The organism is Kocuria sp. CPCC 204721 (assembly GCF_040980945.1).
GTDB classification, from domain to species: Bacteria; Actinomycetota; Actinomycetes; order Actinomycetales; family Micrococcaceae; genus Kocuria; species Kocuria marina.
Genome location: NZ_JAVKPO010000002.1, coordinates 97310 through 109685, shown reverse-complemented (window position 1 = coordinate 109685; position 12376 = coordinate 97310). Strand labels below are relative to the sequence as shown.

The 12376-nt window shown below is 70.5% G+C and carries 9 protein-coding genes; 4 read left to right on the top strand and 5 right to left on the bottom strand.

Annotated elements, in window-relative coordinates:
- The first annotated feature begins 47 nt into the window (after positions 1-47).
- Positions 48-659, top strand: a complete 612-nt coding sequence (locus RF637_RS03175) for a type II toxin-antitoxin system PemK/MazF family toxin (RefSeq protein WP_368844127.1) — start codon at positions 48-50, stop codon at positions 657-659.
- 146 nt (positions 660-805) lie between these two features.
- Positions 806-1066 carry a 30S ribosomal protein S20 gene (rpsT, locus tag RF637_RS03170; RefSeq protein ID WP_035961892.1) on the top strand — a complete coding sequence of 87 codons (261 nt, stop codon included), beginning with the start codon at positions 806-808 and terminating at the stop codon, positions 1064-1066.
- A gap of 118 nt (positions 1067-1184) precedes the next feature.
- Here the strand turns inward: rpsT and holA are convergent, their stop codons facing one another.
- The 5 genes from holA to leuS all read right to left on the bottom strand — a co-directional run bounded on the left by holA (position 1185) and on the right by leuS (position 9990).
- Entirely contained in the window at positions 1185-2186 is a 1002-nt protein-coding gene (holA, locus tag RF637_RS03165) for a DNA polymerase III subunit delta (protein WP_167318516.1), read from the bottom strand.
- Between the two features lie 163 nt (positions 2187-2349).
- Positions 2350-4725 carry a ComEC/Rec2 family competence protein gene (locus RF637_RS03160; protein ID WP_368844126.1) on the bottom strand — a complete coding sequence of 792 codons (2376 nt, stop codon included), beginning with the start codon at positions 4723-4725 and terminating at the stop codon, positions 2350-2352.
- A 338-nt stretch (positions 4726-5063) separates the two neighbouring features.
- The gene (locus RF637_RS03155) at positions 5064-6023 is read right to left on the bottom strand and encodes a helix-hairpin-helix domain-containing protein (RefSeq protein WP_368844125.1); all 960 of its coding nucleotides are present in this window, start codon (positions 6021-6023) and stop codon (positions 5064-5066) included.
- 356 nt (positions 6024-6379) lie between these two features.
- A complete protein-coding gene (locus tag RF637_RS03150) occupies positions 6380-7480 on the bottom strand; it encodes a DegV family protein (RefSeq protein ID WP_368844124.1) in 1101 nt (366 codons plus the stop codon).
- Positions 7480-9990: a leucine--tRNA ligase gene (leuS, locus tag RF637_RS03145; protein ID WP_368844123.1), complete on the bottom strand. Its 2511-nt coding sequence runs from the start codon at positions 9988-9990 to the stop codon at positions 7480-7482. Before leuS ends, RF637_RS03150 begins: the two co-directional genes overlap by 1 nt.
- A 178-nt stretch (positions 9991-10168) precedes the next feature.
- Here leuS and RF637_RS03140 point away from each other — a divergent pair, with 178 nt between their 5' ends.
- Both RF637_RS03140 and RF637_RS03135 read left to right on the top strand, forming a co-directional pair.
- Complete coding sequence (locus tag RF637_RS03140; RefSeq protein ID WP_368844122.1) at positions 10169-11224, top strand: alpha/beta fold hydrolase; 1056 nt, start codon at positions 10169-10171, stop codon at positions 11222-11224.
- A complete protein-coding gene (locus RF637_RS03135) occupies positions 11221-12324 on the top strand; it encodes a glycosyltransferase family 4 protein (RefSeq protein WP_368844121.1) in 1104 nt (367 codons plus the stop codon). The genes RF637_RS03140 and RF637_RS03135 overlap by 4 nt, the downstream gene beginning before the upstream one ends.
- Positions 12325-12376 lie beyond the last annotated feature (52 nt).

Below are 12376 nucleotides of genomic sequence, written 5' to 3'. Positions count from 1 at the left end.
CCCACGTTCCGCGGCAACGGACGAACCGCTGCCCCTACGATGAGCACATGGCTGACTTCATGCGCCTCGCGCGCCAGGGCCTGCGGGCCTACCGGATGTATCAGCGGGTCTCGCGGACCCTGCGCGGGCGGCGGGACGCCGGCCGCGCGCCGTTGCCCCGGGACGCTTCCGGGCACGCGCGCCGCGATCGGGCCGCCGCGCCCACCGCTCCGGGGACGACGACGTCGCCCGCCGGCACCTCCCGGCCCTACCCCGGTGACTGGACGGGGCCGGTGACCCCGCACTACGACCCCCACCCGGATGGTCGCCCCGATCCGGGCGAGGTCGTGTGGACTTGGGTCCCCTACGAGGAGGACCCCTCACGCGGCAAGGACCGTCCCGTGCTGATCGTGGACCGCGCCGGGGAGTACGTGCTGTGCGTGATGCTCACCTCCAAGGACCACGACACCGCGGCCCACGACGATCCCGACTTCGTGGACGTGGGAACCGGAGACTGGGACCGCTCGGGCCGCCCGTCCGAGGCCCGGATCGACCGGATCATCCCCGTGCGCCCCGAGGACGTGCGCCGGGAGGGCGCGGTGCTCGCCCGCTCACGCTTCGACGCGGTGGCCGCGGAGCTCGCCGCCCGCGCCCGCCACGACCGGCGCCGCGGCCGGTGATCTGCTAAAGTGGATCGCTGTGTGTCCGCGCTGGTCGTCGGGCACAGCGGATGGTTGCCACCGAGCATCCCCACTCTCACAACTCAGTCGATGATCATCCGTGAGCCCTCACTGACCTACTTCCGCAAACGTTCTAGGAGTTTTACGTGGCCAACATCAAGTCGCAGAAGAAGCGCATCCTCACCAACGAGAAGGCTCGCCTGCGCAACAACTCTTACAAGTCCGAGCTCAAAACCCTGATCCGCAAGGTGGACGCCGCGGTCGAGTCCGGCAACAAGGAAGCTGCGACCGAGACGCTGCGCAACGCGTCCCGCAAGCTCGACAAGGCCGTGTCCAAGGGTGTGCTGCACAAGAACACCGCGGCCAACAAGAAGTCCGGTCTGGCCAAGAAGGTCGCCAAGATCTGAATCGACTGACCCCGTCCGCACAGGACGCCTGCGGGCCCGGCACCGTTTCTCGGTGCCGGGCCCGCAGTCTTTCCCCGGGTCTTCCGGGCTCGCAATGGTGGCCCTCAGAGATGGCCCCTCAGTGGTGGCCGGACGTCGCGATCACGGTGATCGCCCGCTCCACCGCGAAGTACGGGGACCGGGACGCACCCTTGACCTGGGCGTCGGCCTCGGCCACGGCCTGCAGGGCGGCGGCCACGTCCCCGGCGGTGAACCGGCGGGCCTCGTTCTGCGCGCGCTCCACTTGCCACGGTGCCGCGCCCACGTCCCGCGCAAGTGCTCCCGCTCCCCCGCGGGATCCCGCGGTCAGCGCGATCAACCGCATCTTGGAGCCCAGCGCGGCGACCATGGGGACCGGGTCCACTCCCACGTCCACGGCTTGCCGCCACAGCTTCAGTGCCTGATCCGCGTTACCGGCCACCGCGGCGTCCGCGACGCGGAACGCGGTGACCTCCACGCGCCCGCCGTAGTACTTCTCCACGAGGTCGTGATCCACCGTGAGCGGGCCGTCCGCGATCAACTGCGCGCACGCGGCGGCGAGCTCCGCGGTGCTCGTGCCCACGGCCGCGGCAAGGGCGCGGGCGGCGTCCGGCTCGATGCGTTTGCCGTGCGCGCGGAACTCGGCCAGGACGAAGGCCGTCTTGTCGCGGTCCGATTTGGGCGGCGTGCAATCGAGGACGAGCGCCGACTCCTTGAGAGCGTCCAGTAGTTTCTTGCCGCGGTTACCCCCCGAGTGCTGCCACAGCACGGTCACGTCCGGGTCCGGGTTGGCCACGTACGACAGGCCGTCCGCGAGGAGGTTCTCGTGCATGCTCGCGAGGTCGTGGACGCACACGAGTTTGGGATCGTCGAACAGGGAGGGGCTCGTGACCACGGCCAAGCTCCCGCTCTCGTAGTCGGCGGCGGAGACGTCCGTGACCTCGCACGACCCGCGCTGCTCCCGGGTCTGGTCCCGCAGGGAGTCCTTGATGCGCTGCAGGATGTACTCGTCGGAACCGGAGGCCAGCACGAGCGGCTGCGGGGTGACGTCCCGCCACGAGGTCTGCGGCGGCGCGGCGGCCTTGCGACGGGCTGGGGGCATCGGAACTCCTCAGGTGCGCGCGGCATGGGAGGGCGCCGCTGTGGTCCTCATGCTAGCGCCGGGCGGGGACATGCCGTGGCCCGGTGTGGACGGGTGAGGCATCGGAACAAGAAACGTGAGCCACACGCGACGAACCCGGTGCACCCAGTGGCTTGATGCGCGGTCACCGTGTCGAGACCACGAGCTGATTCCCTTCCTTGCGGATCCACAACGAACCGCTGAGGTCCGTGCGCGCCACCGCCGCCCCGGTCTCCTGTAGGGCCGCCACTGTTGCGGGGTGGGGATGGCCGTAGCTGTTGCCCTCCCCCACCGAGATCACCGCCAGGGCGGGATCTGAGTCCCTGATGATGTCGGTCCCACCGTTGCGCGCGCCGTGGTGGGAGACCTTCAACACATCTACGTGTGGGGCGGCTGCTGTTGGCAGGAGCCTGGTGGCCGCTCGGTACCCATCGGTTTCGAGGTCCCCCGCGGTCAACCAGGTGGTGGTCCCCTGGTCAGCGGTGCGGGTGATGAGCAGGACGAGGGACGCATTGTTCTCGTCCTCCGAACTCACCCGGCTGTGCACGGGAGCGCGCGTGGTTCCGCCCGTTGCAGTAGGCGTGACCCGCGGGGCGAGTACCTCGACCGTGAGCGGTCCGGCGGTTAGTCGTGCCCCGGGCGCAGGCTGCTCGGCCTTCTCCGTGAGCGGTGCCAGTTCGCGTGGTAGCTCCGTCCCGGCCGTGGAGTACCACACCCGCTCCACATCCACCGCATCGGAGAGCCCCTCCAGGCCGGCCACGTGGTCGTCGTGGTTGTGCGTGGCGATCACCGCGTCCAGGTGCGTGATGCCCGCCTGGTCGAGACAGCGACGCAGAGCCCTGGGGTCGGGCCCGCCATCCACGAGCACCGCGCTGTGCTCCCCGGTGCGGTGCAGCACGGCATCTCCCTGCCCGACGTCGCACACCACGGACTCCCACGCGGGCGCCGGTCGGAACCACCACACCGCACCCAGGACGACCAACACGACCACCGCGAGGGACGCGATCACCGCGAGCGCGCGACGTCGTACCCGTAGCCTGCGCGCGCGAACGCGCCATACGGCATCGGGCTCGGGTGACGGTGCCGATGAGGCGTCGACCGTGCCCGCGATGGGTGATGCCTGACGCAGGCGGTGGTCCACCCCGTGCAGGACGCCGAGGAACAGCAGTGTGACCGCGGTGAGGATGACAATCCCCGGGACACCGCCCGGCCAGGGCAGCTGCGCGCCGGGCAGGGCGGCGAAACCGTCCGCGAGCCACGCAATGACCCGCGCGGGAACCGAGGCGGCGCCCACGGGCAGGGAGGCGGCGCGCTCCCAGCCGGCGAGCGCCGCGGCGTCGTGGGCGCCGGGGAGCAGCCAGCTCAGAGCGGGTGAGGCCAGGTGCCCCGCGAGCAGGACGCATACTGCAAGCAGACCGGCGACGGTGACCACGGGAACGAGAGGGGCGGCGGCCATGTTGGCGGGCAACGAGTACAGGGGCAGGGCGGGGTTGAGCACGAGCAGGGCGGGTCCGCACCACAGTTGGGCGACGAGGGGCACGGCTATGCACGCGGCGAGGGCTGTGGGGATCCGGGAGGCGAGGACGCGGGTCACGGGGCGGGCGCTCACGAGGATGCCGGCGGTGGCGAGGACGGAGAGGATGAAGCCGAAATCGATGGCGAGGGGCGGTTGCACGAGCACCAGGCCGGTGACGGCGGCGCACAGGGCGTTGAGGCTGACGCCGGCGCGGCCGCTGAGCATGGCGGCCCCGCCGAGTGCACCCATGACGCCGGCGCGCAGGACGGAGGGGTCGGGGCCCACGAGCAGCACGAACCCGGCGAGCGCGGCGAGTCCGATACCCACGCACAGTCGCCGCCCCGCGCCCAGGGTCAGGGCGGCGTACCCGGTCAGGGTCATCACCACGGTGCAATTGGACCCGGAGACGGCCGTGAGGTGGGTCAGTCCGGTGTCCTTCATGCTCTGCGCCAGCGCCTCGGGCAACTGGGAGGTGTCTCCCACGGTCATGCCGGGGACCAACCCGGCGCTCACTGCACCGAACCGTCCGGACACCCGGGTCAGGTTCGCGCGCACGGTGTCCAGCAGTCCGGGCCGGGCTCCCCGGCAGCCGTGATCGCATCCGGTGGGTGGGGAGGTGGCCCGGGCAGTGAGCCGCGCCGGGTTCGCGGTGCGCGTCACGTTCACCACAGCGTTGACGGTGTCCCCGTCGCGCAGGCCGTCCCACCCGGGGTGGGCGGCGAACACCGTGAGTTCGGCGGTTGCGGCCTTCCCGTCCGCGGCGTGGACGGCCAGGGGTACGACGACGCCGCGCGATGCCTCCTGCTCCCCTGGCGCCGGTGAGCCCGTGTATTCGCGGGGCATCCCGGTGACCGTGGCGTTGACGCGGACCGCGGAACCGGGAGGATGCTCGGTCAGGAAGTCGCGGGACGGTGCGGTGGCGGCGAGCGCCGTCGTGATGGCCGCGGCGGCACTCAGCGCCACGACCCCCGCCAGAACGGCCAGGCTGGGCAGGAGGGACCTCATCCGGGCGCGGGACTCGCTGGATGATGGCCGCGGGCATCCATGGGAGGAGGAACCCCCGTGCGCGTCCGATGCATGCGTCCAGGATCGCGCGCGGCTCGGCTGCCCGGCCGGCGGACGGCTGCGTTGTGCCGAGGCGGGCGCCTTCCCTCGTGGCCCGCGGTTCGCCCGCCGGATGCGAGACCGGTCGAGAAGAGCGGGTGCGCACCACGCGAGGCCGAAGACCAGCACGCAGCCGAGAGCCCCCACGGCCCCCACGGTCCACCCGGCAAGTAGTGTCAGCGATCCGCACACCCACGCGGTGATGGCAACCGGGACCAGGCGCAGGTCCCATCGCACGCTCACACCGTGACCAGTGGTAGCAGTGCCTCCAGCATGGCGGGACCCACCCCGCTGACGTCGTCGAGCTGTTCTGCGGAGGTGAACGGGCCGTGCTGGGTGCGGAACTCCACGATCCGTTGTGCGAGGACCGGTCCCACGCGAGGCAGGGTCTCGAGCTCCGCTTGCGAGGCCGTGTTGAGGTTGACCGGGGCGCCGCCGAGCAGGGCGGCCGCACCACCCGCCTTAGCCGCAGCGCCTGATCCGGACGATGAACCTCCCGTGGCCGCGCCACCCTCGGAAGCACTACCGCTCACTCCAGTCTTAATGCTGGCGCTGTTCGCTGCTCCCTCGGCCGGGGCACCGGTCCCGGCGCCATTCACGGAACCGCCCTGCGCGGCAACCTCGGCCACCCGATCGACGTTCTCCTCATTGGGAATCGTGATCTGGGCGCCGTCGCTCACGGGCTGCGCCAGATTGATCCGATCCTTCACCGCACCCTTCGTGAATCCACCGGCTGCCGCCACCGCATCCATGACGCGCGCACCCGGGGACAGCGTCACCACGGATGGGTCCTTGACCTCCCCGATCACGTGGACCGTGAGCACCCCGGCTGCTTCGGCGGAGGCGGTACCGCCGCCCGCTGAACCGGCTCCGGCTCCCCCGACGAGCCCTGAGGACGTCGCGGATCCGGACACCCCGTGAGGTACTGTGTCGTCCCGGCCGGTGGCTTCAGTGCCCTCACGGGCGGCGTCAGCGCGGTCGGAACCCTCATCTGCCCCCGCGCCATCCGTACCGGCGACGGCGCCCTCCGATTTCACGGAAGTGGACGTGACGACGTCGTCCCCCCGTCCATCGGGGAGCAGGTTCCAGCCCCCGATCCCGAGGGCCACCAACAGCACGGCGCACAGTGCTACTAGCGCGGGGCGAGCAATGTGCCGACGGACCACGACGTCCTCGCGATGCCGGGAGTGCTCGGACACCGGGTCTGCACTGAGCGACGGACCGGTAGCACCATCGGCGGCGTCGTCGGCCGGTTCCGCACCACCGTCCGGAGCCAGGTCGGCGCCCTCTTCATCTTGGCCAGCAGCACGGCGACCCGTCGCACCACGGCCGGCCACATCACCATTCCGATCAGGCCCTGGCTCCGCCCATGGCAGCCCCGCACCCGACTGCCGGTCTTCCCGCAAGAGCGCCGTCAACCGCTCCGTGGCCTCACTGTCCCGGAACCGGCGCCGTCCCCTGAAATCGATTCCACTCATGCGCCCACCCCACCGCACTGGCGACAGGGCTCGTGGGTGCGCGACGCCACCGGTGGATTACTCGGGCAACACGCGGATCAGGGGTGCGGTTGTGCAGCCCGCCCGCCGTGCCACACGGGCCGGGACGTGGGGCCCTCGATCACCGCGGCCTTCGTCCCGAGCCCCACGTGCGCGCTGAGCACCGGGGGCAGGTCACTGATCACGAGCTCCGCGTCCGGGCGGTAGCGATCCATGAGCACCTCACCGATCTCGCGCGCCCCGTGCGGGTCCGCGACGTGGTGAATACATAACACCGGCCGGTCGGTCTCTGCGTGGGCCAGAGCCTCCCCCGCCAGCAGCATGAACCGCGCCTTAGCCCGCGGCAAGGACACCGGCCGCTCCACGGTCACGATCTTGCCTTCGGCCATGCTCAGCAGCGGTTTGAGCTGGAACATGGAACCGACCATCGCCGTGGTCGGATTCACCCGTCCACCCCGGCGCAGGGTTTCCAGCGAGCGCACCTGAATCAGTACCTGTGCCTGGGCGGCGGTCTCACAGGCGGCCGCAGCGACGTCGTCGATCCCCGCCCCCGACGCCACTGCCCGGAGTGCCGCGCGCACCCCCAGACCCTGCCCCAGACCGGCGCTCGCGGTGTCGACGATCCGCACGGGGATCCCGATGTCCTGGCGAGCAATCCGGGCGGCGCCCACCGTCCCGGACAGCTCCCCCGACAGGTGCACCGAGACGATGGCGTCGTACCCCTCCTCCTCGAACCGCCGGTACGCGGCACGCAGCTGCCCCGGGGCCGGCCGGGACGTGGTCACGGGTGTGCCCTCCGCGAGCGCGACGACGAGCGAGGACAGCGTGTCGGACTCGTCGGCGGTGTAGAGCTGACCGGAGATCAGCACGGGCATGTCCACGAGCGCGAAGCCCGGTGCGTCCTCGAACGCGCGGAGCCACGCATCGGGCAGGGCGGCGGCACTGTCGGTGACGACGGCGACGCGGGGCGGCGCGGCGGCGTCGACCGAGGACGCGGAGGCGGACGGAGGCTCTGACGGCGCGCCGACCGAGGACGCGGAGGCGGACGGAGGCTCTGACGGCGCGCCGACAGGAATAGAGGCCGCATCTCCGAACGGGCGGAGCCCGCCCTCCCGCTCGGTGGAACGGGGGGACGGGCTCCGGGGCTCGCGGGGGAACATCAGACCACGATGTTCACGAGCTTGGGGGCGCGCACGATGACCTTGCGCACCGTGGCCTCGGACAGCAGGCGCTGGACGGCCTCCGATCCCATGGCCGCGGCCTCGAGGTCCTCGTCGGTGATGTCCGCGGGGACCTGCAACCGGTCACGGACCTTGCCCTTGATCTGCACGATCGCGGTGACGGTGTCCTCCACGAGCAGCGCGGGGTCCACGGTGGGCCACGGGGCGCGCACCACGGAGTCCTCGTGCCCGAGCAGGTGCCACATGTCCTCGGAGGTGTACGGCGCCACGAGGCTTAGCAGGATCGCCACGGCCTCGGTGGCCTCGCGCACGGCGGGATCGGCCGGACCGCAGCCCGCGTCGATGGCCTTGCGCACGGTGTTCACGAGCTCCATGGTCCGGGCGATCACCACGTTGAACTTGTGCGCGTCGAGCAGCTGTTCGGCGTCCGCGACCGTCTTGTGGGTCGCACGGCGCAGCGCCTGGTCCCCGGTGGTCACGTCCGCGTCCCGGGCGGCCGTGCAGTCCTTCGCGAGGCGCCACGCGCGGGCCAGGAACTTCTGGGCGCCCTGCGGGGACACGTCCGCCCAGTCCACGTCGTCCTCGGGCGGTGACGCGAAGACCATGGTCAGGCGCACGGCGTCCACGCCGAACTCGTCCAGCTGCTCACCCAGGTCCACGCCGTTGCCCAAGGACTTGGACATGGCCTTGCCCCCGTTGAGGACCTGACCCTGGTTCAGCAGCGCCTTGAACGGCTCCTGGAATCCGATCAACCCGAAGTTGTAGAGCGCCTTGGTGAAGAACCGCGAGTACAGCAGGTGCAGGATCGCGTGCTCCACACCGCCCACGTACTGGTCCACGGGCAGCCACCGGTCCACCTCGGCGCGGTCGAACGGCGCAGCGTCGTCGTGCGGGGACGCGTAGCGCAGGTAGTACCACGAGGAGTCCACGAACGTGTCCATGGTGTCGGTGTCGCGCGTGGCCTGCCCGCCGCACGCGGGGCACGCCACGGTGACCCAGTCCGACGCCGCTGCGAGCGGGCTCCTGCCCTTGGGCGCGAGTTGCTCACCGCGCAGGTCCTCGGGCAGCCGCACGGGCAGCTGGTCCTCGGGTACGGGCACCTCGCCGCACGAGGGGCAGTGCACGATGGGAATCGGTGCACCCCAGAACCGCTGCCGGGACAGCAACCAGTCCCGCAGTCGGAAGTTCACGTGTTGCTCGCCGGTCCCGGCCTCAGTGACGATCTCGATGGCCTTGGCCACCGCCTCCGCCTTGGACAGCCCATTCAGCGGTCCGGAGTTGATCAGGGTGCCGTCACCGGTGGTGGCGACCCCCGTGCTCGCGGGGTCCTCCTCGCCGGTGTCCAGGACCGCGCGCACGGGCAGGTCGAAGGCCCGGGCGAAGTCCAGGTCCCGTTGGTCGTGGGCGGGCACCGCCATGATCACGCCGGTGCCGTAATCAGCCAGGACGTAGTCCGAGGCCCACACCGGCAGCTTCTCGCCCGTGAGGGGGTTGACCGCGTAGCGGCCCAGGAACACACCGGTCTTCTCCCGGTCGGAGGCCTGGCGTTCGATGTCCGACAGTGCCTTGACGTCCTCCCGGTACGCGGCGAGCGCGTCGGCGTGTTCGGGGGCCACGATCTCCTGGGCGATCGCGGCGTCCGCGGCGACCACGCAGAACGTGGCGCCGTGGAGGGTGTCCGGGCGGGTCGTGAACACGGTGACGGTACGCCCGGAGGTGTCCTCGGGGTCCGCACCCTCGGCGGGGGCGCCCTCGATCACGAACTTCACGTGCGCGCCCTCGGAACGCCCGATCCAGTTGCGCTGCATGGCCAGCACACGCTCGGGCCAGTGGCCCTCCAGCTCACCCATGTCGTCCAGCAAGCGCTGGGCGTAGTCGGTGATCTTGAAATACCACTGGTTCAGGGACTTCTTGGTCACAGGGGTGTGGCAGCGCTCGCACGCACCGTTGACCACTTGCTCGTTGGCGAGCACCGTCTGGTCCTTGGGGCACCAGTTAACCGGGGAGTCCTTCCGGTACGCCAACCCGTGCTTGTAGAACTGCAGGAACAGCCACTGCGTCCAGCGGTAGTACTCGGGGTCGGACGTGTGGATCTCCCGGTCCCAGTCCACGCTGATCGCGTAGCGCTTGAACGAGGCGCGCTGGGTGTCGATGTTGCGGTAGGTCCACTCCGCGGGATGGGCGTCACGCTTGATGGCGGCGTTCTCCGCCGGCAGGCCGAAGGAGTCCCAGCCGATCGGGTGCATCACATCGTACCCGCGGTGCAGCCAGTAGCGGGAGACGACGTCCCCCATGGCGAACGCCTCCGCGTGGCCCATATGCAGGTCCCCCGAGGGGTAGGGGAACATGTCCAGGACGTAACGCCGCGGAGCGGAACCGTCGTCCCGGGGCGCGAAGACCCGGTTGTCCTCCCAGTAGCCGGACCAGGTGGCCTCAATGCGCTGGACGTCGTAGTCCGTGCCCGCATCCGGGGTGCTGTGCTCGCTCACGTGCCTCGCCTTCAAAGTTCACGGGGATGGGCCGGGGATGCTCGCTCGCCCCGATACCGGCGCGGTGACAGCCTGGTCCCCCGTTCTCGTGTGGGGATTTCTCCCAGTTTAGACCAGCCCGCCACCGCGCCTCTCCCGGCTAGCATGGATGCGCCGACGCCGCACGACTGGAGGACCCGTGGAGAACACCTACGCCGAACGCCGCAGCGTGCAATTGGACGGGTACCGCGTGCGCTACTGGTTCTACGACGCTGACAAGAAGCACAAACCGTTGCTCGTGATGCTCCACGGGTTCCGTGGGGACCACCACGGTCTGCAGCTGATCGCGACTGCCCTACGCGAGAAATACCACGTGGTGCTACCGGACCTGCCCGGTTTCGGACGCTCGGAGCCCTTCCCTGACCGAGAACACTCGGTGCCCAGCTACGTGGAGTTCGTGCGCGAGTTCCTCGAGGCACTGACCGATAACGCCGTCCATCCGGGCTGCGAGACGGGCATCGTGCTCGCGGGGCACTCCTTCGGGTCCACCCTGGCGGCGCACTTCGCCGTGGAGTACCCCGCCATGGTGGAACGGTTGATCCTGCTCAACCCCATCTCAGAACCCGCCCTGGCCGGACAGCAGAAGCGGCTGACCAAGCTCACGGAGCTCTACTACTCCGCGGGCGCGTCCCTCCCCCGGCGGCTGGGCACCAAATTGCTGGCCTCGAACGCCGTCGTGAAACTCATGACGGACGTGATGGTCAAGTCAGAGGACCCGGGGATCCGCAACTACGCGCTGCGCCAGCACCAGGCCTACTTCAACACCTTCGCCAACCGGGACGTGCTCACCGAGGCCTATCAGGCGTCGATCTCCCACACCGTCGCGGAGGTCGCGATGAACCTGACCATGCCCACCCTGCTCATCGTGGGCGACCAGGACGAATTGGGCTCCGTGCGCTCGCAGCGCACCATGGCCTCGTGGATCCGCAGCCACAGCCTCAAGATCATCCCCGGGGTGGGTCACCTGATCCACTACGAGACCCCACAGCTCGCGGCGGATTACATCGAAGACTTCCTGGCGTCCCCCGCGCCGGAACCCCTCGAGGGCTACGACCAGTTACCCCACGCGGACACGACCGCCTCCACCCCGGACCAACTCACCGGGATGATCCCCGCGGTGGACCCGGGCTCCGGTGAGCACCAGCTCACCAAGGAGGCCACCGCGCGCGGACTCTACGGGACCGACGAGCGGTGAAGCTGCTCTTCGACGCCCGCTACATCCGCACCGATCACCACGATGGGATCAGCCGCTACAGCGCCGAATTGCTCGCCGCCACGGCCCGGGCAGTTGCCTCCGATCCGCGCGTCCGCCTCGCCGCACTGATCAGCGATCCCGCCCAGGCTGCCCTGATCTCCGACGGTCTGCCCACGCTGCTGGGCCCGTCCGTTACGTCCCCGGCCGAGGTGCTCACGGGCGCCCTGCTGAGCCGGTACGCACCCGACGTCGTGTTCTCCCCCATGCAGACCATGGGCTCGCTGGGGCGCCGCCACAAGCTGATCCTCACGCTGCACGACCTGATCTACTACGAGCACCCGCAGCCCCCGGGCGATCTCCCCTTGCCGGTGCAGTGGGGTTGGCGCGCGTACCACAAGGCCTGGTGGCCCCAGAGGCTCACGCTCAACCGCGCGGACGCCGTCGCGACCGTCTCCCAGACGTCGAAGCGGGAGATCCTCGCGCACCGGCTCACGAAACGGGACGTGCGCGTGATCGCCAACGCGGCGCCGTCGTCCGGGATCCCCGAGGAGACCGCCGTGCGGCGGCTCGGCGAGCGCGGGCGGGACCTGGTCTACATGGGCTCGTTCCTGCCGTACAAGAACGTGGAGACGCTGCTGCGCGCGATGGCCCACCTGCCCGGGTACACGCTGCACCTGCTGTCCCGGATCTCGCCGGCGCGCGAGGCGCAATTGCGCGCGCAGGTCCCGACGGACGCCCGCGTGGTCTTCCACCGCGGGGTCAGCGAGGACGAGTACCGCGAGCTCCTCACCACGTGCGCCACGCTCGTGACCGCGTCCCGCGCCGAGGGGTACGGCTTGCCACTCGTGGAGGCCTTCGCGCAGGGCGCGCCGGTCGTGTGCTCGGACCTGCCCATCTTCCACGAGGTCGCCGGGGACGCCGCCGGCTACGCCCCCTCCGACGACGACGCCGCGTTCGCCGCCCGCGTGCGCGAGCTCACCGATCCCGTCCTCGCTCGCGAGCGCGTCACCGCGGGACTGCACCGGATCCGCGCGCACACGTGGGACGACTCCGCGCGGGAACTACTCGACCTGGCATGGGATCTGCACCAGCGCGGCTGAACCGCGCGCGTCCTCGGGACAGCGACACGGGGTCGCAGCACGGTGTACCGGG

Coding starts and splice junctions, on each gene's coding strand:
- RF637_RS03160 (WP_368844126.1), bottom strand. CDS start 4,725: ATGAGGTCCCTCCTGCCCAGCCTGGCCGTTCTGGCGGGGGTCGTGGCG.
- RF637_RS03150 (WP_368844124.1), bottom strand. CDS start 7,480: ATGTTCCCCCGCGAGCCCCGGAGCCCGTCCCCCCGTTCCACCGAGCGG.
- holA (WP_167318516.1), bottom strand. CDS start 2,186: ATGCCCCCAGCCCGTCGCAAGGCCGCCGCGCCGCCGCAGACCTCGTGG.
- RF637_RS03175 (WP_368844127.1), top strand. CDS start 48: ATGGCTGACTTCATGCGCCTCGCGCGCCAGGGCCTGCGGGCCTACCGG.